This is a genomic window from Halomonas denitrificans (assembly GCA_019800895.1).
Taxonomy (GTDB): domain Bacteria; phylum Pseudomonadota; class Gammaproteobacteria; order Xanthomonadales; family Wenzhouxiangellaceae.
Map to the genome: position 1 here is coordinate 454,454 of JAHVKF010000002.1, position 21,398 is coordinate 475,851.

Below are 21,398 nucleotides of genomic sequence, written 5' to 3' on the forward strand. Positions count from 1 at the left end.
GATCAGAGCTCCTCGGCCAGTTTGTCGAGCATGTCCTTGTGCCGCGACGCATCGAGCTCCTGCTGGAGCACGCGCTGGGCACCGGCCACGGTCAGCTCGGCGAGCTTCTCACGAAGCGCCTCGCGGGCCTGGTTGGTCGCCAGCTTGATCTCGGCTTCGGCCGCGGCGACCTGTCGATCGCGTTCGGCGATCGCATCCTGCTTGGCCTGCTCGACGATCTCGTTGCCGCGCTTGCCGGCCTGGTCGATGATCTCGCTGGACTTCGACCGCGCCGCGCGGATGATCTGCTCGGCTTCGGCCTCGGCCTTCTCGAGCGCCTTTTCGGCTTCGTCGGACTGGGCCAGGCCCTCGGCGATCTTCTGCCGACGTTCTTCCATGGCCTGGGTCAGCGGCGGCCAGACGTACTTCATCGTGACCAGGATCAGCACCAGGAAGGTGGTGGCCTGGCCGATCAGGGTGCCTAGAGAGACATCCATAGTGGTCCCCTGCGGTGGTTACTGAAGTTCGGGTTCGTTCTACGGGTCGCGAGCGCGATCAGGCGCCCAGCGCGGCCAGCAGCGGGTTGGCGAACAGCAGCAGGGCAGCGAACGCTACGCCGATGATCGACAGCGCGTCGAGCAGGCCGGCGATGATGAACATGCGGACCTGCAGCATGCCGGCCAGTTCCGGCTGGCGGCTCGCACCTTCGAGGAACTTGCCACCCAGCAGGCCGAAGCCGATACCGGTGCCCAGTGCAGCGAAGGCGAAGATGAGGCCGACGGCGACGGCGGTGCTGGCCTGGATTTGAGCGATCATTGCTTCCACGGTGTTTCTCCTGATGAATAACGGGTTGGACTGGTTACAAGTTGGTACGGAATCGATCAGTGCTCTTCATACGCCAGCGACAGGTAAACGATCGTCAGCGTCATGAAAATGAAGGCCTGCAGCGGGATGACCAGGATGTGGAAGACCGCCCAGGCACCGCCGGGGAGGAACTGGATCCACCACGGCAGCATCGCGATGAGAATGAAGATCAACTCGGCCGCGTACAGGTTGCCGAACAGTCGCAGCGCCAGGGAAACCGGCTTGGCGATCAGTTCGACCACGTTGAGCAGGATGTTCGGAATCCACAGCGCAGGGTTCCTGCCGAACGGATGGAACAGCATTTCCTTGCCGAACCCGCCCAGGCCCTTGCCCTTGATGCTGTAGATGATGATCAGGGCGAGCACCGTCAGCGACATGGCGAACGGAGCGTTGATGTCTGCCGACGGCACCACGCGCATGTATTCGAGCCCCAGCACGTGGTAGGCGAACAGCGGGATGTAGTCGACCGGGATCAGGTCCATGATGTTCCAGAGGAACACCCAGACGAAGATCGTCAGCGCCAGCGGCGCGACGAACTGCCGGGGGCCGTGGAAGGAATCGCGAACGCTGTTGTCGACGAATTCGACCAGGACCTCGACGAAGTTCTGCAGCTTGCCGGGCACGCCGGAGGTGGCGCGGCGCGCGGCCAGCCAGAACACGAACACCATCAGCAGTCCGAGGACGACCGAGAAGAACAGCGTGTCCAGGTGAAAGGTCCACAGACCCTCTCCGACCTTCAGGTGCTCGAGATGGTGCGAGACATACTCGGTGGGCGATGACCCGGCTGCAGCGACTGCAAAACGCACGATTTCGACGTCCTCGAGTTCTTGAAATCCGATTCTTCAACCATTCCGCGCCGGCGGGGCCTTCCGACCCATGCGCAGCAGCGCGACCCAATAGGCCGCCAGGGTGGCGACGTAGCCGATCAGCACCGGCCCGAACCACGGGGCGAACCAACGGGCGACGACCGTGAACAGTACGACCGCCACCACCAGCTTCATTGCCATCGCGCGGTAGAACGCGGCGACCATCCGGGCCGGTTCTCCGCTGGCGGCCGCCGCGCCGGCTCGCAGCGCGGCCAGCGCCGTCAGCACCAGGCCGATGCCGCCGCCGGCCATGCCGGCGAGGGCCGCGTCGCGACCGTAGACCACCGCCAGCACGACTGCGACGACGACGGAGAGCACCGCCTGGAGGCGGAGCAGCCAGACCGCGGTTCGGGCAAACTCTGCCCCATCGCCTGTCGCGATTCGACTGTCGGTCCGGCGGTCATGCTGATTGTCGTTCGACGAATCCGTCGACAAGGCGGTCCGGTCGTCCCCGACCACGATGTTCCCGAGCGAGTCGCAGCAGCAGGCAGCGGCGGCGATCGGTCGGAGACCAGCGCGGTCTCAAAAGCGATCAACAAAGCCGGTGAAGTATAGCAGTTTCGAAATCACGATGGGGCGACGACCCCGGTCGAAAACCGGTACCGGGAACGACCCCGCGCGAGGCGGGGTCCCATCCGCGCCTTCTACCGGAACGGCGGGGCCGGCCGGTCGGCGGTCAGTCGCTGCCGGACGGCCTTCGAGACCGTCGGCCTCGAAGAGCACTCCACCCGGTCCGGTGACCCTGGCCAGGTACGGCCCCGCCTGGACTCCAAGCCCGGACGCCCGCCCCGCCCGATCCCGCGGGCGGTCGCGGGAACGCCTCGGCTTCAGGCGCGCAACGCATCCACGATCGGCATCCGCGCGGCGCGCAGCGCCGGCCCCAGGCCGCCGACCAGGCCGATGACCAGCGCCAGCACCAGACCCTGCACCAGCAGGGCCGGCGTGACCGCGAAGGCGAACACCACCTGGGTGAAGCTCGAGAAATTCAGCGTCGAGACCGTCATGCCGTTGAACAGCAGCCAGGCCAGGGCCGCGCCGAGCAGGCCGCCGGCCAATGCCAGCAGCAGCGCCTCCACGATCACCGAGACCACGACCGCGAACGGCGCGAAGCCCAGCGCGCGAAGTGTTCCGATCTCGCGCGACCGCTCCGAGACCGCCGTGTACATGGTGTTGAGGGCCCCGAAGATGGCCCCGAGCGCCATCAGCACGGCCACGCCGTAGCCGACCACGGAAATGAAGGTCGATAGCGCCTCGGTCTGGCCGGCGCGATAGTCGGCCTCGCGCTGGACCAGGACCGACAGGCGCGGGTCGCTGGTCAGGTCGTCGCGAAAGGCTTCGAAGGCCGCCGGGTCGACCAGTTCGGCGAAGACCACCGAGTAGTTGTTGCCGCGGCGGTAGGCGGCCTGCATGACCGCTGCATCGGTCCAGAGCTCGGATCCGGCACCCCCGCCGGCCCGGAAGCGGCCGACGATGTCCCAGCGCTCGGAGCCGAGTTCGAGCACACCGCCGACGGCCAGGCCTTCGAAGGTCTCGGCCGCACCGGCGCCGACGATGATTTCGCGCCGACCGGGCTCGAACATCCGCCCCTCGAGCAGCTCGAAGTCGCCGCGCAGCTCGTCGGCGTCTTCGCTGACGCCGCGGAAAGGAACGTTGGCCGAGGTGCCGGTGCTCTTCTTGAGCAGGTCGACCATGAAGTAGACCTCCGCCGACGCGCGCGCCAGCTGGGGCGCCTGGCGGATCAGCCGCACCTGGTCGCCGCCGAGCCCCGAGTCGAGCTCCGAGCTCGAGCCGGAGCGCAGCACCACCACGTTCTCCTCGGCAGCTCCGCTGGCCAGCGTCTGCTCGAAGCCGCGCGCCATCGAAAGGACGGCGACCAGCACGGCGACCACGCCGGCCACCCCGACGACCGCGACCAGCGATGCACCCAGGCGATCCGGCAGGGAGCGCAGGTTGGCCCGTGTGATTTCGAGAATCTGGCGCATCGTCTATCTCCTTCCCATGGCGTCGGCGACCCGGAGCCGCGCAGCCTGCCAGGCCGGCAGCGCGCCGGTGACCAGGCCGAGCAGGACGGCCAGGACCAGACCCCAGGCCAGGGTACCGGTGCTGGCGGTCAGGCCCGGAAAGAACTGGGCCAGCGCCGTGCCGGCGCCGGCGACCGCCATGGCGCCGAGGGTCAGCCCGATCGCGCCCCCCAGCACGGCGACCGTCAGGCTTTCCGCCAGCACCATGGCGAGCACGCGTCGATCGCTGAAGCCGATCGTCTTGAGTACGGCCAGTTCGCCGGTCCGCTCCCGGACCGCCTGGGCCATCGTGTTGCCGGTGATCAACAGCAGGGTGAAGAACACGCAGCCCATGATCATCTGGACGATCAGGCCGATGTTTCCGAACTGGTTCGCGAAGCCCGCCGCCCAGCCGGCCTCGGTCGACGTCTTGGTCTCGGTCGGCGAGTTGGCGAAGCGCGCGTCGATCGCCGACGCCACGTCCTCGGCGCGGTCCGGATCGGCCACTTTCGTCACGATCCAGCCGATGAGATCGGTTCCGAAGGCCCGGGACTCGTTGAAATAGTCGTAGTGCATGAAGGCCTGCATCTCGTCGGCCTCGTTGCCGGAGCCGGTAAAGACGGCCTCGAGCGTGAATTCCCAGGCGTACTCGCCGCCCTGCTGCGGGTAGATGCTCGAGAAGAGCGGCACCGTGTCGCCGACCTCCCAGCCATACAGCTCGGCCATCGCGCGACCGACCATCAGGCCCGTGCGATTCGCCAGCAGCGCCTCGCGCTGGTCCTCGGGCATTTCGTATTCGGGATAGATCGCCGCCATCCGCTCCAGCTCGGTGGGGAACAGCCCGAACTGGGCCTTCGGGTCCTGGAAGTAGGCGCCGAACCAGGTGTAATGCGTGGCGTCGTCGACGCCCTCGAGACCGCGCACGCGCTGCACGTAGGCGACCGGCATCAGCTGGATGAACGACACCTTGTGCATGGTCACCAGGCGATCGGCGCCGGCCAGCTCGACCCCGACATTGAAGGCCCGGTTCAGCCCACCGAGCAGCGCGAACAGGACGAACGCGATGATCACCGAGGCGAGCGTGAACAGGGTGCGCAATTTCTTGCGCTTCAGGTTGCTCCAGACCAGTCGCAGCATGCCCATCACGCGGTCTCCAGCAGGCGGCCCTTGTCCATCTGCACGCGACGTCCGGCCCGTTCCGCGGCGGCCGGATCGTGCGTGACCATCAGGATCGTCTTGCCGTGCCGCTCGTTCAGGGTGTTCAGGAGGTCGAGGATCTCCTCGGCGGTGGCGCGGTCGAGGTCGCCGGTCGGCTCATCGGCCAACAGGACGTCCGGGTCCGACACGATGGCGCGGGCGATCGCCACGCGCTGCTCCTGGCCTCCGGACAGCTCGCGCGGCAGGTGCCTGGCACGCTCGGACAGGCCGACGATGTCCAGCGCGGTGCGGGCCCGCTCGTGGCGCTCGCTTGCCGACATCTTCTTCAGCAACAGGGGCAGCTCGACGTTGCGCTGCGCGTTGAGCATCGGCATCAGGTTGTAGAACTGGAAGATGAACCCGACGTGGCCGGCGCGCCAGCGGGCCAGGGCACGCGAGCCGAGCCGGTCGATCCTCTGGCCGTTGACCTCGACGGTGCCCGAGGTCGGCTGATCCAGGCCGCCGATCAGGTTCAGCAGGGTGGTCTTGCCCGAGCCCGAGGGCCCCATCAGCGCGCAGAACTCGCCCGGGGCGATCTCGAGGCTCAGTTCGTGCAGCACCTCGACGCGCTCACGCCCCTTGCGGTAGTTCTTGACCACGTCGGTCAGTCGTACGATGGCTTCGGTCATGTCAAACGGCTCCGTGGTTGGGTCCGGGCATCGCCGCCGGGCGACTCCGGGGCGATCGTGTCCTTTCGCTGCGGGCGAAGGGGAGAAACGCGCAGGCGGATGGTCACCGGCGCAGCTCGACGCGGGCGCCGTCGGCGAGGCCTTCGGTCGAGGCGTCGGCAACGATCCGGTCGCTGGCCGCCAGACCGCCGAGAACGATCACGCGATCGTCCAGGGTCGCCCCGGTCCGCACCGCGCGACGCTCGACCGCGTCGCCGTCGATCCGCCAGACATAGCGACGGTCGCCGGCCTCGAACACCGCCGAGGCCGGCAGCGACCAGGACGAGATCGGTCGACCCGGAACGGCGAGGCCGTCACCGCCGCCCGCCTCCGCTTCCTCCGGCTGCAGGAAGCGCACGCTGATGCCCATGTCCGGCAGGATTCTCGGGTCGCGCTCGAGGAAACCGATGCGGACCCGAACGGTCGCCTTCTGGCGATCGGCGGCAGGCACTACCGTTGTGACTTCGGCCGGGATCTCGAGGTCCGGATAGGCATCCAGGCGAGCCGTCACCGGCTGGCCGGCGCGCACCCGGTCGATGTAGCTCTCGTTGACGTCGACTTCGATTTCCAGCGAGTCCATGTCGACGATGGTGCAGATTCCGGTGCGCGTGAACCCGCCGCCGGCCGAGATCGGCGACACCATCTCGCCGGCCTGCGCGGCGCGCGCGATCACGATGCCGCCGAACGGGGCGCGCACGGTCAACTCGTCGATCCGCTGCTCCTGGACCGCGACTTCCCGGCGCGCGACCCGAACCTGTTCGCGTCCACTGGAGAGGCGGGCTTCGAGACTGCGCAGTTCCGTTTCGGCCCGGTCCAGGTCGGCCTGGCTGGCCAGGTTGCGGTCGTTGAGCTCCCGCTGGCGGCCCAGCGTGCGGCGGGCGTCGTCGCGCAGGACCTCGAGTTCGGTCAGGGCGGCTTCGGCGGCGCGCAATCGCGCCCGCGACAGCGCCAACTGGGCCTGTTCCGTGGCATCGTCGAGGCGGGCGAGCACCTGGCCGGCCTCGACCCGCATGCCCTCCTCGACGTCGACTTCGACCAGCTTGCCGGTGACCTCCGCGGCCACGGTCGCCTGGCGGCGTGCGACGACGTAGCCCGACGCGTCCAGCACGCTCGCGCGCACCGCGCCGTCGGCCGCTTCGATCGGCTCCGGGCGGACGACGTCGACCGGCACCGGACCCGGCCGCAGCCACCACCAGGCCGCCACCGCGATCAGGACGACGACGACGAGCGCGACAAGCCAGTGTCCCCAGCGCCGATCTTCCTGCACGGCACGCTGCCCATCGTCGATCCGCAGGCGGTCGATCTTCTCGTCGATCTGTCGTTCGGCGTCGGCCACGCGCTGCGCTCCCTGCAGGTGATCGTTACTCGGATGGCCACCGACTATAGCCGTCGGGCCGGGCGGGCACCAGTGACGGTTGTCATGGCCCGGCGCCCCGTTCCGCAGTCAGCGTGCAGTGTAAAGTCAACTTGACATTTTGTAAAGCTGGCTTTACATTGGTTTCAAGCCTTCGACACCCACTACAGGAGAGCGACCATGCACGACCTGTCCTTCAACGAGAAAAGCGCCTGGGGCACCCTGATCGCATTGCTGGTGCTCGGCGCGCTGTACTTTTCCTCGGTCATCAACCTGTGGCGGGCCGACTCGCTCGACCTGCCCGCCGTGTTCGGGCTCGGCGTCGGCTTCACGATCCTGCTGACCGCCACGCTGATCGCCTACCACGTGCTGGTCGCGATCCTCTCCAAGCCCGAAGACGACGACGAACGCGACCGCGTCATCGGCTGGCGAGCGGGCAACATCGGCGGCCTGGTGCTCGGCATCAGCGTCATGATCGTGGTCCTGCACATCGTGATCGGCGGGGTGATCGGGCGCGGCTTCATGCACGAGTTCTCGTCGTCGCCGGCGCTGATCTCGGTCGCGCTGATCGCCGCCCTGTGGCTTTCGACCGTGATCGAACTCGCCCTGACGGCCCAGTACTATCGCCAGGGCCTCTGATGGGCAATCTCATCGTCAACCGGGTCCGTGAACTGCGGACGTCGGCCGGGATGACCCAGCAGGCGCTGGCCGACGCGGTCGGCGTCTCGCGTCAGACGATCAACGCGATCGAGACCGGTCGCTACATGCCGTCGCTGGAGGTCGCATTGAAGATCGCCGGGACCTTCGAGGCGCCGACCGACGAGGTCTTCCGCCTGCGCGTCGACTGAGCCGCCGAGCCCGTCCGGCGCATCGCACCCCCGGTGTCGCTCGCTTATAGTCCGATCTGGTTTCCTTCCCGGAGTTCGACCATGTCCGAGACCTTCCACGGCGTGACCGTCGTGGTCACCGGCGCATCGATGGGCGTCGGCGCGGCCACCGCCCGGGCGTTCGCGGAGCGCGGCGCCAACCTGGTCCTGATCGCCCGCGGCGAGGAGAAGCTGCGTGCCCTGGACGGCGAGCTGGGAATCGGCGACCGGGTCCTGGTCGCGCCGATGGACGTCACGGACCTGGACGCTTTCGCCCGGCTGCTCGCCGAGACCGAACGGCGCTTCGGCTCGGTCGACGTGCTGATCAACAATGCCGGCTATCACGCGCGCGGCCCCGTCGACACGGTCGAGGCGGAGGAGCTCGGCAGGATGGTCGACGTCAACCTCAAGGCGCCGATCATGGCGACCCGGCTGGCGCTGCCCTATCTCCGACGCGCACGACGACCCGCGGTGATCAACGTCGCTTCGCTGGCCGGCCGAACTCCGGTGCCGGGCTCGGCGACCTACTCGGCGACCAAGTTCGGCCTGCGCGCCTTCGGCCTGGCGCTGTTCGAGGAGCTGCGCGGCCGGGACGACGACGATGGGCGCGGCCATCGCATCAAGATCGCCAGCGTGTCGCCGGGCCCGATCGACACCGGGTTCATCATGGACGACATCGACCGCGTCACCGACCTGACCTTTTCGCAGCCGATCGTCACCGCCGACCAGGTCGCCGAGGAAATCGTCGCCCTGGTCGACAACGCGACCCTGGACCGTCCGATGCCGCGCGTCAGCGGCTACCTGACGACCGTCTCCTACCTGTTCCCGCGGATCGGCCGTGCACTGCGCCCGCTCCTGGAGCGCAAGGGCCGACGGACCAAGCAGCGGCTGAAACGAGAACGCGGCGAGCGCTGACCGAGCCGCTCGCCGCTTGCCTCCGGGGCCAGGCCGGCCCCGGAGCTTTCAGTCGCGGTCTTTCTGCTTGACCTTGACCACGTAGTCGACCGCCCGGTCCTGCGGCGAGCTCAGGCGGAGTTCGTATTCACCGGCGGGCAGCCCCTCGACGACCAGGCGCCGGAGATTCGACGTTTCCGCGATATCGATGAATTGCCCATCGGCGTCGTAGAGATCGATGTCGATCGTCTGGTTGCCCGGGTGGTAGGTCAGTTGCGCGGCGAAGTCGCTGCACTCCTGGTCGAACGGGATCGACGCCGTCTGGCCGGGTTCGAGCATGCCGGCCCAGCGCTCGCGAATGCCCTTGTTGCCGCACACGGCCGGGGTGCCTCCGGTCGAGCCGCCGCCGGACCCGTCACCGCCGTCACCGCCGTCACCGCCGTCACCGCCGTCACCGCCGTCACCGCCGTCACCGCCATCACCGCCATCACCGCCATCGCCGACCGTGAAATCACGGCCCGATGCGGAATCGGCGTTCAGCAGGAGGCCGCCGGTCAGGCTGCTGCCGATCAGGATCTGCGACCGCGCCTGGGTCTTGGTGCCGGTCGTGCCGAACACGTCGAAGCCGACAGCGTCGTTCACCTGCGCCAGTCCGAGCTCGACCACGATGCGGTTGCCTTCGATGCGCCCGGCATCGGCCGGCCCCAGGTTGGTCTGGGTGTTGACCCCGGTATCCGGGTCCGGCGCGATCGTGCCGTAGCTGTACTCGACCGCCCCGGTCTCGGTCACGTTCGTGGACACGAACAGCTCCAAGCCGCCGAACACGGCACTCTGGTTCCAGCGCGAATTCGGGGCCCGCTCCGAGAGGTCGGCGACTTCGAGTTCGAAGATCAGCCGATCGCTGGCTTCATCGAACGCGAACTCTCCCGTCAGGATGTCCTGGGCCTGAGTGCCGAGCTGGTCGTTGCGCGAGTCGACGATCATCGGGGTATCCGGGCCCGGAATCAGGTTCGCGGGCGGCGCCACGGCCGCAAGTCCCATCGCGGCGCGCACCGCATTGTGCGCGTCGACATAGCCGGCGCCGACCACCCGCTCCTCGAACGGCATCGGCATCGCCGTACCGCGGAGGATCTCCATGATGTCCTGCGGGGTCAGCATCGGGTTGGCCTCGAGCATCAGCGCGGCCACGCCGGCCACATGCGGTGCGGCGAAGGAAGTGCCCTGCGACGTGGTGTAGAACGGCAGGAAGCCCGGCGGGATGTCGTTGTCCTGCAGCAGGGCGGTTCCGGCGGTATTGGTCACGCCGGCACCCTTCGACCGGGTGCTCTTGATGTTCGCGCCGGGCGCGGTGATGTCGGGGCGCAGGTTCGGCGCCTGGAACGGATCGGCCGGGTGCGGGGCGGAGTCGACGCCGCTGCCGTTGTCCTCGCCGCGCGACGAGAACCCGGCGGGCGTACCGAGACCTTCCTTCTCCCCGGCGGCCACCGAGATCACCCACGGCGCCACGGCAAGGCGGTTGATCGCGCCCGGCACGTCGCCGCTGTTCCCGGCGGCGAACACCACCGTGATGAAGCGGTCATGCATTTCCCGGGATCCGACGTTGATCGGATCGAAGGGATCGTAGTTCTCTGCGCTGCCGATGTCGCTGCCGAAGGAGTTGTTCACGACCCGGATGTTGTAGCGGAACTGGTTGACCAGGATCCAGTCGAAGGCGGTCACGATCGCGAAGGTGGAGAGTCCGGCGTCGTTGCCGGCCACGAGGCCGATCAGGTCCGCGCCCGGTGCCACGCCACCGTAGAACCCGCCGGACGCCGCGCCGGTCGCGCCGATATTGCCGGCAACGAAGGTGCCGTGTCCGCCTTCGATATCGGTCATCGGCTGGTCTTCGATCGCGACCGGCGGGACCAGCCCGGCCGGCGGGCTGGCGGGCACGTCGCCGAGCGGAAAGTAGACGTTCTGGACGACGTTCTGGCCCAGCGTCAGATCCGGATGGGTGGCGTCCAGGCCCGTATCGACCACGGCGACACCGATTCCGGCGCCGCTGACCGGCAGTCCCCCGTTCTCCGCAGTCACATCGCGGTCGCGCATCAGCGCCTGCTGGCCGATGAACTCCCGGCTGGCGTTGTCGTAGGGCTGGTAGACGCGATTGGCGTACAGCGAGACCACGTCGGAGCGGCTCTGCAACCATTCGAACTGGCTAGCGGTGACGTAGGTGAGCACCATCGGCAGCTCCTGGAGTACGTAGCCGTCGACGATGCCGTTGAGCTGCAGTTCGGCCAGGGTCGATGCACCGGGCCTTCCCTCGAAGGTCACCACGACCGCCCGCGGTACCAGCGGCGACTCGGCGAATGCCGCTTCCAGTTCGGGGTCGACCGACATCGCGACGGAAGCCTTCGCGCCGAACGCGGCGACAGCGGCAAGTACGACGATCAGCAGGGCACGTTTCATGGGGGACCTCGTTGGGGAGTCGTTTTCGATTCCCTCCTAGGAGACCCGAACACACGGCGCCGCTCCATCGTGCGGTTCCCTCAGCCAGGCGGGGGGAAATCCCTCATCCGCGGGCACGAAAAAGGCCGGTCTCCCGAGAGAGACCGGCCGGAAACCGGGCAAGGGAGAGCCCGGCACTGCAGCGGAACGCTGCGATCAGTCGGCCTGGCGGTACCGATCGAGGAAGTTGACCTTGGCGAACGCGTAGCCGGCGCGGCTGACCGCGTCGACCGGCGCGAAGCGCGCCTTGATCGTCGGCTGCAGGTCGAAGGGACCCTGCTCCAGCGAGAAGCGCGCGGCCATGAGCTGCAGGTCCAGCGCCAGCTGCACGTGACCCCGGAAGCCGTCCGGCACCGCGCCGTCGTCTTCCAGCGCGATCCGCTCGCCGCCGAACTCGACCGTGATCGGATCGTTGCCCAGGCTCGCCTCGACGGCCGCCGCCTCGGCCTGCAGGCCCAGCGACTGGACCAGCGCATAGGCCAGCTCGGCGCGCAGCACCTGGCCGGACGGATCGAACACACCGTTGTCGTCGGTCAGCACGATCGGGTCCTGCACCTGCGTGGTGTCCTTCAGGCCACCGCCGCGAACGGCGCCGGCCTCGGCCGCGGCCAGGTCCAGGCCCAGCACGTCGACGAAGCTGTCGCTGCCGTCGGTCGGACGGAACTGGCGCAGGCCCGCACCCATGGTCAGGTACTCGGCCAGCTCGGCACGGGTGATCGACTGATCGGGTTCGAACGTGCCGCCGGCGCGGCTGTCGGCCAGCCGGTTCGCCACGGCGAACTCGATGAAGCCCTGCGCCGGATGACCGGCCACGTCGGTCAGGCCGGTGAAGCCGTCGACGCGCATGAAGTCCACGTCGGCCTCGACCGTGCCCGGCAGCGCGGTGCCGTTGGTCACGCCCAGCGGATCCAGCGCCACGCCGGACACGGAGCCGATGCCCCGCACCGTGATGGTCCAGTCGCCCGGCACCGCCGGCGCCGTGACCGCGATCGACGGCCCGAGCAGCGGCAGCGAGATCGACGAACCGTAGCGGTTGCCGTTCGGGTCGGTCAGCACCAGGGCGACCGTGTTGTCCGAGACGTTCGCGCTGGCGATCACCGTCGACAGGCCCGGCTCGACCGTGAAGGTCTCCGTGTCCGGCTCCAGGATCGGGTCGAAGAACAGCGAGAAGTCCGGACCTTCGATCCGGCTCTGCTGGACGTTGGCGTTGAACGCGCGGTCCAGGTTGACCGTCAGGCCGTAGTCGGCGCGTGCACCGGCGGCCATCGCCACGGCGGCGTAGGCGTTGACCATGCCCGCACCCACTTCCCAGCCCTCGCGGCCCGGGATGTTGGTCGCGGTGGCCTCGAGGATCTCGATGACCTCCGACCAGTGCAGGCTCGGGTTCGCCTCGAGCATCAGCGCCACCACGCCGGCCACGTGCGGCGCCGCCATCGACGTGCCGCTCAGGCTGGTGTAGCCGAGCATGCCGTCGGCGGTGCCGGTGGGATCGGTCTTGGCCTGGGTGGAGACGATGTCCACGCCCGGCGCGGTCACGGTCGGGCGATCGAACCAGGTGAAGGTCTCGCCATCGATCTCGACGGTGCCGCCGCCGTCGCGCTGGCCGCGCGAGGAGAAGTCCGCGAGCGTGCCGTTCTTGTTCGCGGCCGCGACGCGAACGATCCAGGGGGCCTTCTTGAAGTTGCCGGTGATGGTGTTCTCGCCGGAACCGGAGTTACCGGCCGAGAAGACCACGACCACGTTGCGGTCGGCCAGCATCTTGGTCGCGATGTTGGTCGGATGCGCAGGATCGAAGTCGGTCCCGGTGTCGCTGGGGCTGCCGAAGGAATTCGTGACCACGCGGATGTTGTAGCGGAACTGGTTGACCAGCGCGTAATCGAAGCCGCCCAGGGTGTCGAGGATGAACAGCCCGGCCCCCGATCCGTAGCCGATGATGTCGGCACCGACGGCGACGCCCGCATGGTCGCCGCCCGAGAATGCACCGGTGCCGCCGACCGTGCCGGCCACGTGGGTGCCGTGGCCGCCGGCGATGTCGCTGTCCGGCACGTTCTCGACGTAGGTGATCGGAAGCATGCCGTCGACCGAGTTGAGGTTGGTCTGGGCCGCGACGTTCTGGACGACCTTTTCGCCGAACTGCAGGTCCGGGTGGTTGGCGTCGATGCCCGAGTCGTTGACGACGACGCCGATGCCCTTGCCGGAGTACGGCAGGCCCATCGCGTTGCGCAGTTCGGGATCGGACTGCATCCGATCGACCCCGGTCAGTGCGCGCGCGTCGCCGTTGTCGTATTCCAGCGCCTCGTTGAGCCAGACCGACTCGACGCCGTCGAGGTCGGCGATGGCCAGCGCCTGGCTCGGCGTGGCGACCACACCGGCCATCGGCAAGGCCTGGAAGGCCAGCCCTTCGACGCCGAGCGGCGCGAGCGCGTTGACGATCGCCTGGGGATCGCCGGCGTAGGACTCGTCGAAGCTGACGACGACTTCGACCGACTGACCGACGGGGCCGTCGGCGATCCGATCCAGCAGGCTCTCGCCGATCACGGCCGCCGACAGCGGCGAGGACGCGATCGCAAGGGCGAGCAGCGCGAACAGCAGTGAAGACTTGAATCTCCGTAGCGGATTCATGGTGATTCTCCTGAAGCAGGGGGATGACGCGATCAGGCTAGGTCGATCGGGCCCGGTTCTCGATCCGGGAAGTCCCCCAGGGCGACCGGGGAAAACCCCCACGGGTGGTTCGGCCGTACAAAAAAAAGGCCGGCCCCCGGGGGAGGCCGGCCACGTTCCGGGCAAGAGAGAGAACCCGGAGCCCTACTGTCGATGCGCGATCAGTCGGCCTGGCGGTACCGATCGAGGAAGTTGACCTTGGCGAACGCGTAGCCGGCGCGGCTGACCGCGTCGACCGGCGCGAAGCGCGCCTTGATCGTCGGCTGCAGGTCGAAGGGACCCTGCTCCAGCGAGAAGCGCGCGGCCATGAGCTGCAGGTCCAGCGCCAGCTGCACGTGACCCCGGAAGCCGTCCGGCACCGCGCCGTCGTCTTCCAGCGCGATCCGCTCGCCGCCGAACTCGACCGTGATCGGATCGTTGCCCAGGCTCGCCTCGACGGCCGCCGCCTCGGCCTGCAGGCCCAGCGACTGGACCAGCGCATAGGCCAGCTCGGCGCGCAGCACCTGGCCGGACGGATCGAACACACCGTTGTCGTCGGTCAGCACGATCGGGTCCTGCACCTGCGTGGTGTCCTTCAGGCCACCGCCGCGAACGGCGCCGGCCTCGGCCGCGGCCAGGTCCAGGCCCAGCACGTCGACGAAGCTGTCGCTGCCGTCGGTCGGACGGAACTGGCGCAGGCCCGCACCCATGGTCAGGTACTCGGCCAGCTCGGCACGGGTGATCGACTGATCGGGTTCGAACGTGCCGCCGGCGCGGCTGTCGGCCAGCCGGTTCGCCACGGCGAACTCGATGAAGCCCTGCGCCGGATGACCGGCCACGTCGGTCAGGCCGGTGAAGCCGTCGACGCGCATGAAGTCCACGTCGGCCTCGACCGTGCCCGGCAGCGCGGTGCCGTTGGTCACGCCCAGCGGATCCAGCGCCACGCCGGACACGGAGCCGATGCCCCGCACCGTGATGGTCCAGTCGCCCGGCACCGCCGGCGCCGTGACCGCGATCGACGGCCCGAGCAGCGGCAGCGAGATCGACGAACCGTAGCGGTTGCCGTTCGGGTCGGTCAGCACCAGGGCGACCGTGTTGTCCGAGACGTTCGCGCTGGCGATCACCGTCGACAGGCCCGGCTCGACCGTGAAGGTCTCCGTGTCCGGCTCCAGGATCGGGTCGAAGAACAGCGAGAAGTCCGGACCTTCGATCCGGCTCTGCTGGACGTTGGCGTTGAACGCGCGGTCCAGGTTGACCGTCAGGCCGTAGTCGGCGCGTGCACCGGCGGCCATCGCCACGGCGGCGTAGGCGTTGACCATGCCCGCACCCACTTCCCAGCCCTCGCGGCCCGGGATGTTGGTCGCGGTGGCCTCGAGGATCTCGATGACCTCCGACCAGTGCAGGCTCGGGTTCGCCTCGAGCATCAGCGCCACCACGCCGGCCACGTGCGGCGCCGCCATCGACGTGCCGCTCATCAGGCCGTAGTCCAGGGTGACCGGATCGGCCAGCGCGTTCGTGTTGGACATCGTGGAGAGGATGTCCACGCCCGGCGCGGTCACGGTCGGGCGATCGGACCAGGTGAAGGTCTCGCCATCGACCTCGACGGTCCCGCCGCCGCCGCGGATGCCGCGGGAGGAGAAGTCGACCAGCGTGCCGTTCTTGTTGGCGGCGCCGACGGAGACGACCCACGGTGCCTTGATGAAGTTGCCGCCGATCGTGCCCTCGCCGGAACCGGAGTTTCCAGCGGCGAAAACGACCACGAAATTGCGGTCGGCCAGCATCTTGGTCGCGATGTTGGTCGGGTCGTCCGGGTCGAAGGGCGTCCCGGTGTCACCGGGGCTGCCCCAGGAATTGTTGATCACCCGGAGGTCGTAGCGGAACTGGTTGACCAGGGCGTAATCGAATGCGCCGAGCGTGTCGAGCAGCAGCAGCACGGCGCCCGATCCGTAGCCGACCAGGTGGGCACCCGGCGCGACCCCGGCATGATCGCCGCCCGAAGCGGCTCCGGTGCCCGCGGTGGTGCCGGCCACGTGGGTTCCATGCCCACTGCCGATATCGGTGTCCGGAACGTTCTCGACCCAGGTGATCGGCAGCATCCCGTCGACCGCGTTCAGGTTGGTCGTGCCGAACACGTTCTGGACGGTCTTCTCGCCGAGCATCAGGTCCGGATGGGTCGCATCGATGCCCGAGTCGTTGATCATCACGCCCACGCCCTTGCCCGAGTACGGGAAGCCCATGGCGGTGCGGAGGTTTGCGTCGCTCCGCATGCGGTCGACGCCGGTCAGGCCGCGAGCGTCCTGGTTGGTCAGTTCGAGGCGCTCGTTGAGCCAGATCGATCGAACGCCTTCGGTGTCGTCCAGCGCGTCGATCTGCGCCGGCGTGGCCACCACGCCGGCCATCGGCAGGGCCTGGAAGTAGACACCGTCGAGGTCGAGGTCGGTCAGGATCGAGACCTGGTCCGCGCTCAGCGGCCCCTGGCCGTCGAAGCTCACGACGACTTCGAGGCGATCGCCTGCGGCCGCCTCGGCCAGCGCGTCCTCGAGGCTGTCGCCGATCGTTGCGGCAAGGGCCTGCGGTGCAACCGCGATCGCGAGCAGCGATGCGGCCGCGAGCAGGCCGGACCGCACCGAGCGGATCGGTTCCTGGATGGTTCTGTTCATCGGGATTCTCCGTGGGGAAGGGGTCCCATCAGGAGAACGGATCGGGGCCGTGAATCGAACCCGGCAAATCCCTCGGCCACCGCGAGGGAAATCCCTCAGGCGCGCGACGTCGCGCCCGCACTAGCGGGAGGAACGAACGCCTTTCGACTCAGTCGATCAGGCCGCGGCGCGCCGCATACCGGACCAGTTCGGCGGTATTCCGCACGTCCAGCTTCTGCAACACCCGGCTGCGATGGTTCTCGGCGGTCTTGACACCGATCCCGAGGGTCCGGGCGACTTCCTTGGTGCTGCTGCCCTCGCAGACCAGCTGCATGACCTCGCGTTCGCGCGCGGTCAGGGTCTCGTAGGGGTCGTCGACTTCGCGGTCGTTCGGGTCACGCTGGGCGCGCGCGAGCGCAGCCGCAGCCTGCGGACCGAACAGGCTGCCGCCGCCGGCGATGCACTCGACTGCCTTGCGCAGTTCCGCACCCGGCGTGTCCTTGACCAGGTAGCCGCGCGCACCGGCCCGCACCAGCGGAAGCACATATTCCGGCTCGTGGTGGTGGGTGAGCATCAGGATCGGCAGGTGCGGCATCGTGTCCGCCAGCCGGCGCACGACTTCGAGGCCGCTCAGGCGCGGCATGCTGAGATCGACGATGGCCAGGTCCAGCGGCGTCTCTCCGGCACGCTCGATCGCTTCTGCGCCGTCGGCCGCCTCGGCCACGACGGTGCACAGGTCGTCGGCTTCGAGAATGGCCTTAAGGCCGTCGCGGACAATGGCGTGATCGTCGGCCAGCAGGACACGGATGGGCTTCACGGGGTGGGATCCTCGAGGTTCGGCGAAGGTTGGAGACGGACCGACGCGGTGATCGACGTGCCCTTCCCGGGCGCGCTGACGATCGTCAGATCGCCGCCGAACAGTCCGACCCGGTCGGTCATGCCGGTCAGGCCGATTCCGCGCTCGCCGTCGGCGTCGAGCCGATCGGGCGCGAACCCCACGCCGTCGTCGCGAATCCGAAGTTCGACGCGATCGCCGGATCGGCTCAGGGCGATTCGCACGCGTTCGGCGCGCGCGTGCTTGACGACGTTGTTCAGAGCTTCCTGGGCGATCCGGAACAGCAGCGACTCGAGGTCGGGATCGTCCACGCCCGCGGATAGCGATTCGATCGACACGTCCACCTCGATGCCCGCCGTTTCCCCGGCGCGGCGCGCAAGCCATTCGAGCGCGGGACCCAGGCCGAGGTCGTCGAGGACCTGCGGCCGCAGGATCCGCGACAGCTCTCGCGTGTCCTCCAGCGCCTGGCGAGCCAGTTCGGCACAGGCCGGCCGGTCGGCGTCGGGCCGCTCGAGGCGGTGAACCAGCGCGGTCAGCATCTGGCCGAGGTGATCGTGCAGCTCCGACGCCAGGTGGCGGCGCTCGTCTTCCTGCACCTTCCAGCTGCTCCGCGCGAGCCGCGAGAACTCCTGCTGCACGGCGCCCAGTTCGGCGAACAAGCGCTCGTTCTCCCGGACCAGCGCATCGACGCGCTCCTCCACGGAGCGCCGATGGCGGCGCTGGGCGAAGAAATTCCGGAGCGGGGCCATGCGTCGATCATAAGTCATGCATCGCGCGGAAGGACCTGGCCAGCGCCGGCGGCATCCGCCCTGCCAGGGCCGCGAGCAGTTCCCGCGAACGCGCCGGACCGTCGATGGCCCCCGGGGAGCCGTCGGCGACCCGCTCCAGGACCTGGTGCAACTGCCAGTTCCCCGACCAGGCCTCGAGCGCGAGCGGCGGACGAAGCCCGCGCGACGCCGTCTGCCCGGCGGCATCGTACCGGCCGGCGTCGGCAAGGCGGGCCGCGTGCAGGGCCAGCGCCTGGAGTTGCATGGGGGCATGGCCGAGCCGGTCGGCGCTCTGGACCAGCTGCTGGTAGTCGCTGGGCGAGCCGCCGAGCCGGTCCAGCCGGCTGATCCGGACCCCGAGTGCGGTCGGCTCGCTGCCGCTGGCGCGCGCGAGCTGCAGGGCCTCGTCGTACATGCCCGGCGCGTCGTCATCGCCTGTCGCCGCCGCGAGGGCGGCCTGCATGCGCACCAGCCGGGCGCGCTGCGACAGGTTGGCCTGATCGGCAAAGACCTGCTGGGCACGCTGCCAGCGAGCCCGGGCCCCCTCCAGGAGGTCGAGCGAATCGAGCATCTCCGCCGAGCGCAGGTGGTATTCCGCCAGGCCGCGCCGATCGCCCAGGGGCTCGAGCAGCGCGATCGCCTCGTCGTAGGCCTGCTCGGCGGCCGCGACCCGGCCCTGGTAGCCGGCCAGCAGGCCGATCGACCCGTGAACGGTGGCCTCGCCGAACGGGTTGCCCACCTCGCGGGCGATCTCCAGCGCCCTCAGCAGTCGGGCTTCCGCGTCGGCCCAGGCCCCGCGCACGATGGCGAGTTCGCCGGCGATCTGCAGGCTGGACATCAGGCCCTGCGAGTCCCCGGCGGTCTCCTGCTGCTCGATCGCCCGCTCGACGAACACGCCGGCGGTTTCGTATTCGCCGAGCAACAGGTGGATGAAGGCCAGGCTGGTGCGCAGGCCCGCCGCCGCCAGCGCGTTTCCGAGCTGCTCGTGGAGGCGCAGGGAATCCCGGTAGTGGCCGCGTGCGGCGTCGTAGTCGCCGACTTCTTCCTCCAGCGCACCGAAGGCGTTGTAGGTCCTCGCCATCCCGGCGAGGTCGCCGATCTCCTCGCGAATGCGCAATGCCTGCTCGATCGACTCCCGGGCCAGCTCGTAGCGGCCCCGGATCATGTTCAGGCGAGCGATGTTCGAGAGGCTGGCCGAATGCCCCCGCCGGTCGCCGGCCTGGGCGCGGAGTTCGGCCGCCTCCCGGTAATAGTCGACGGCAACGTCGAGTTCTCCGAGACGCTCGTGGGCGATGCCCAAGCCGTTGAGTACTTCCGCCCGGCCCTCGGCGTCGCCGATGCGATTCTGGATGACCAGCGCCTTGACGAAATACTCGTCGGCGGCGCGTCTAACGTCGCCGGCCATCACGGCGAACTTGCCGAGCAGGAACCACGCCCGGGGATGGTTCGCGTCGGCGACCGTGACCTGCTCGGCCCACCGCGCGGCATCGGCGATCCGGCCGTCGTCGGCCAGCAGCTCGGCCAGGGCCAGCTGCGCGTCGGCATCGCCCGGATAGGCATCAACCAACCGCTGGAATCGCTCGATCGCCGATTCGGTCCGTCCGGCCAGGGCCAGGTAGCGAGCCTCGGCCCAGGCCTCCGCGCGTCCGCCGCGGCCGGCGAGCAGCTCCGCCGCCGTTCCGGCGGCCGCGACCGCCTCGTCGTAGAGCCCCGCGGCTGCAGCCGCCTCGGCCAGGCGCACCCAGGCCCGGCCGAAGCCGGGGTCGACCTCGACGGCGCGGCGAAGCGCTTCCAGCGCGCGCTGGTGGTTGCCGCCGGCGAGCGCATCGATGCCCGAATCGAACGCCGCGAGGGCTCCCGGATCACTTGACACCTGCGGCAGCGGGGCGTCCCGCTCGACCGGGACGCGCAGGTGATCGACGAAGCGCCGGGCCGCCCGATCCGCAGCGGAGAGAATCTCGTCCGGCACCGTGTCCAGCTGCAGGTCGGTCGAATTCGCTCCGGCCGGATCGAAGATCGCGACCTGCAGGCGGAGCCGGGCCGGGCTTCCGAGCAGCAGCGACTGGATCACCCAGTCGGCGCCGAGCAGTTCGGCGACCCGCCCCAGTCGCTCGCGATCGATGTCCTCGACCGGCAAGCGAAGGTCCGCCAGCGTCCGCCGGACCCGGAGCGGTTCGACCAGCGACAGCTTGGGATTCTCGGCGAGGCGACCGGCGATCGCCTCGGACAGCCCGCTACGCGCCCAGTCGAAGGCTTCACTGCCGGTCCCGTTGGCGACCGGCAGCACCACCACCCGGGGCGCGGCCTCGGCCTCGGGCGTCGCCGGCCGCATCCAGTCCGGCAGGACCAGCACCGCGGCGACCACCGCACCCACGAAAAGTCCGATCGCGGCGGTCCGCCGCAGGGACCGGCGCCAGTTCATCCTCGATCGACCTCTTTCCAGGTCCTCGACGAAGGACTCGGCAGTGGCCGGTCGATCGTCCGGTCGCGGCGCCAGCACGCGGCGCAGCAGGCGCCGGACGCCGCGCGGAACCGCGTCGTCGCCACCCAGTGAGTTCGGCAGCGTCGGCCGCAGGCGCCCGGCCACGGTCTCGTCCCGGGTCTCCCCCTTCAAGGGGACCCGCCCGGTGATCATTTCCCAGACCAGGAGACCCAGCGCGTAGAGGTCCGCCCGTCCGTCGACCGCTTCGCCACGCACCTGCTCCGGCGCCATGTAGGCCACGGTTCCGATCGCCGTTCCGGCCTCGGTGAGCTGCTCCTGGTCGAGCGCGCGTGCGATCCCGAAGTCGGTCAGCCAGGCCCGGCCGCTGTCGTCGATCAGGACATTGGAAGGCTTCAGGTCGCGGTGGACGATCTCGTGGCGATGCGCCTCGGCGAGCGCGCCGGCGAGCTGGATCGCGATCGCGATCGCCCGATCGGCCGGGAGGGGGCCCTCGGCCAGGCGATCGACCAGGGTGCGCCCCGGCACCAGGTCCATGGTCATGAAGACCAGGTCGCCGTCGGTGCCGAGGTCGTGGATACGCACCACGTTCGGATGCGTGATCTGACGCGCGAGCCGGATCTCGCGACGGAATCGCTCGAGTGCGACGGGCTCCTCCGCCAGGCGGTCGGCCAGGACCTTCAGCGCGACGTCCGTCTCCAGGGCCTGGTCCCGGGCGCGATAGACCACACCCATGCCTCCGGCGCCGAGCACATCGAGGATTCGATAGCGTCCCGCGATCACGGTGCCCTTCGGCAGCATCCGGCGGGCGCCGGTCATCGTCCGGGTATCGATCTGTCGCGCGTCGTCCTCGTCCGCCATCGAGCGAATTCTCCAGTCACCGCGCTACCAATCGGGCCAAC

The 21,398-nt window shown here is 69.1% G+C and carries 17 protein-coding genes; 3 read left to right on the forward strand and 14 right to left on the reverse strand.

Going from position 1 to position 21,398, the window contains the following annotated elements; genetic code table 11:
- Positions 1–2: 2 nt before the first annotated feature.
- From KUV67_06140 to KUV67_06175, 8 genes are all read right to left on the reverse strand, one after another.
- Positions 3–476, reverse strand: coding sequence for a F0F1 ATP synthase subunit B (locus KUV67_06140; GenBank protein MBY6204452.1), 474 nt, complete (start codon positions 474–476; stop codon positions 3–5).
- 58 nt (positions 477–534) lie between these two features.
- On the reverse strand, positions 535–795 hold the full coding sequence (gene atpE / locus KUV67_06145; GenBank protein MBY6204453.1) for a F0F1 ATP synthase subunit C: 261 nt from the start codon (positions 793–795) through the stop codon (positions 535–537).
- 65 nt (positions 796–860) lie between these two features.
- Positions 861–1,649: a F0F1 ATP synthase subunit A gene (gene atpB / locus KUV67_06150; GenBank protein ID MBY6204454.1), complete on the reverse strand. Its 789-nt coding sequence runs from the start codon at positions 1,647–1,649 to the stop codon at positions 861–863.
- 36 nt (positions 1,650–1,685) lie between these two features.
- Positions 1,686–2,027 carry an ATP synthase subunit I gene (locus KUV67_06155; protein ID MBY6204455.1) on the reverse strand — a complete coding sequence of 114 codons (342 nt, stop codon included), beginning with the start codon at positions 2,025–2,027 and terminating at the stop codon, positions 1,686–1,688.
- A gap of 509 nt (positions 2,028–2,536) precedes the next feature.
- Positions 2,537–3,691: an ABC transporter permease gene (locus KUV67_06160; protein ID MBY6204456.1), complete on the reverse strand. Its 1,155-nt coding sequence runs from the start codon at positions 3,689–3,691 to the stop codon at positions 2,537–2,539.
- Positions 3,692–3,694: 3 nt separating this feature from the next.
- Positions 3,695–4,852, reverse strand: coding sequence for an FtsX-like permease family protein (locus tag KUV67_06165; protein ID MBY6204457.1), 1,158 nt, complete (start codon positions 4,850–4,852; stop codon positions 3,695–3,697).
- Positions 4,852–5,535 (reverse strand): ABC transporter ATP-binding protein, encoded by a 684-nt coding sequence (locus tag KUV67_06170; GenBank protein MBY6204458.1) that lies wholly within the window; start codon positions 5,533–5,535, stop codon positions 4,852–4,854. The genes KUV67_06165 and KUV67_06170 overlap by 1 nt, the downstream gene beginning before the upstream one ends.
- A gap of 103 nt (positions 5,536–5,638) precedes the next feature.
- The gene (locus tag KUV67_06175; GenBank protein MBY6204459.1) at positions 5,639–6,910 is read right to left on the reverse strand and encodes an efflux RND transporter periplasmic adaptor subunit; all 1,272 of its coding nucleotides are present in this window, start codon (positions 6,908–6,910) and stop codon (positions 5,639–5,641) included.
- 198 nt (positions 6,911–7,108) lie between these two features.
- On the opposite strand from KUV67_06175, the gene KUV67_06180 reads away from it, so the two are divergent.
- From KUV67_06180 to KUV67_06190, 3 genes are all read left to right on the forward strand, one after another.
- Positions 7,109–7,567, forward strand: coding sequence for a hypothetical protein (locus KUV67_06180; protein MBY6204460.1), 459 nt, complete (start codon positions 7,109–7,111; stop codon positions 7,565–7,567).
- A gap of 11 nt (positions 7,568–7,578) precedes the next feature.
- Positions 7,579–7,776 carry a helix-turn-helix transcriptional regulator gene (locus tag KUV67_06185; protein MBY6204461.1) on the forward strand — a complete coding sequence of 66 codons (198 nt, stop codon included), beginning with the start codon at positions 7,579–7,581 and terminating at the stop codon, positions 7,774–7,776.
- A gap of 81 nt (positions 7,777–7,857) precedes the next feature.
- A complete protein-coding gene (locus KUV67_06190) occupies positions 7,858–8,709 on the forward strand; it encodes an SDR family NAD(P)-dependent oxidoreductase (protein MBY6204462.1) in 852 nt (283 codons plus the stop codon).
- Positions 8,710–8,757: 48 nt separating this feature from the next.
- On the opposite strand, the gene KUV67_06195 is transcribed toward KUV67_06190, so the two are convergent.
- From KUV67_06195 to KUV67_06220, 6 genes are all read right to left on the reverse strand, one after another.
- A complete protein-coding gene (locus KUV67_06195; protein MBY6204463.1) occupies positions 8,758–11,136 on the reverse strand; it encodes a S8 family serine peptidase in 2,379 nt (792 codons plus the stop codon).
- A 195-nt stretch (positions 11,137–11,331) separates the two neighbouring features.
- The gene (locus KUV67_06200; GenBank protein MBY6204464.1) at positions 11,332–13,797 is read right to left on the reverse strand and encodes a S8 family serine peptidase; all 2,466 of its coding nucleotides are present in this window, start codon (positions 13,795–13,797) and stop codon (positions 11,332–11,334) included.
- Between the two features lie 200 nt (positions 13,798–13,997).
- Positions 13,998–16,475 (reverse strand): S8 family serine peptidase, encoded by a 2,478-nt coding sequence (locus KUV67_06205; GenBank protein MBY6204465.1) that lies wholly within the window; start codon positions 16,473–16,475, stop codon positions 13,998–14,000.
- A 148-nt stretch (positions 16,476–16,623) separates the two neighbouring features.
- Complete coding sequence (locus KUV67_06210; GenBank protein ID MBY6204466.1) at positions 16,624–17,262, reverse strand: response regulator transcription factor; 639 nt, start codon at positions 17,260–17,262, stop codon at positions 16,624–16,626.
- A 5-nt stretch (positions 17,263–17,267) separates the two neighbouring features.
- Entirely contained in the window at positions 17,268–18,056 is a 789-nt protein-coding gene (locus tag KUV67_06215) for a sensor histidine kinase (GenBank protein ID MBY6204467.1), read from the reverse strand.
- Positions 18,046–21,357, reverse strand: coding sequence for a protein kinase (locus tag KUV67_06220; GenBank protein ID MBY6204468.1), 3,312 nt, complete (start codon positions 21,355–21,357; stop codon positions 18,046–18,048). The genes KUV67_06215 and KUV67_06220 overlap by 11 nt, the downstream gene beginning before the upstream one ends.
- Between the last annotated feature and the right edge of the window lie 41 nt (positions 21,358–21,398).

Coding starts and splice junctions, on each gene's coding strand:
- KUV67_06190 (MBY6204462.1), top strand. CDS start 7,858: ATGTCCGAGACCTTCCACGGCGTGACCGTCGTGGTCACCGGCGCATCG.
- KUV67_06215 (MBY6204467.1), bottom strand. CDS start 18,056: ATGACTTATGATCGACGCATGGCCCCGCTCCGGAATTTCTTCGCCCAG.
- KUV67_06160 (MBY6204456.1), bottom strand. CDS start 3,691: ATGCGCCAGATTCTCGAAATCACACGGGCCAACCTGCGCTCCCTGCCG.
- KUV67_06165 (MBY6204457.1), bottom strand. CDS start 4,852: ATGGGCATGCTGCGACTGGTCTGGAGCAACCTGAAGCGCAAGAAATTG.
- KUV67_06195 (MBY6204463.1), bottom strand. CDS start 11,136: ATGAAACGTGCCCTGCTGATCGTCGTACTTGCCGCTGTCGCCGCGTTC.
- KUV67_06140 (MBY6204452.1), bottom strand. CDS start 476: ATGGATGTCTCTCTAGGCACCCTGATCGGCCAGGCCACCACCTTCCTG.
- KUV67_06220 (MBY6204468.1), bottom strand. CDS start 21,357: ATGGCGGACGAGGACGACGCGCGACAGATCGATACCCGGACGATGACC.
- KUV67_06180 (MBY6204460.1), top strand. CDS start 7,109: ATGCACGACCTGTCCTTCAACGAGAAAAGCGCCTGGGGCACCCTGATC.
- KUV67_06200 (MBY6204464.1), bottom strand. CDS start 13,797: ATGAATCCGCTACGGAGATTCAAGTCTTCACTGCTGTTCGCGCTGCTC.
- atpE (MBY6204453.1), bottom strand. CDS start 795: ATGATCGCTCAAATCCAGGCCAGCACCGCCGTCGCCGTCGGCCTCATC.
- KUV67_06205 (MBY6204465.1), bottom strand. CDS start 16,475: ATGAACAGAACCATCCAGGAACCGATCCGCTCGGTGCGGTCCGGCCTG.
- KUV67_06170 (MBY6204458.1), bottom strand. CDS start 5,535: ATGACCGAAGCCATCGTACGACTGACCGACGTGGTCAAGAACTACCGC.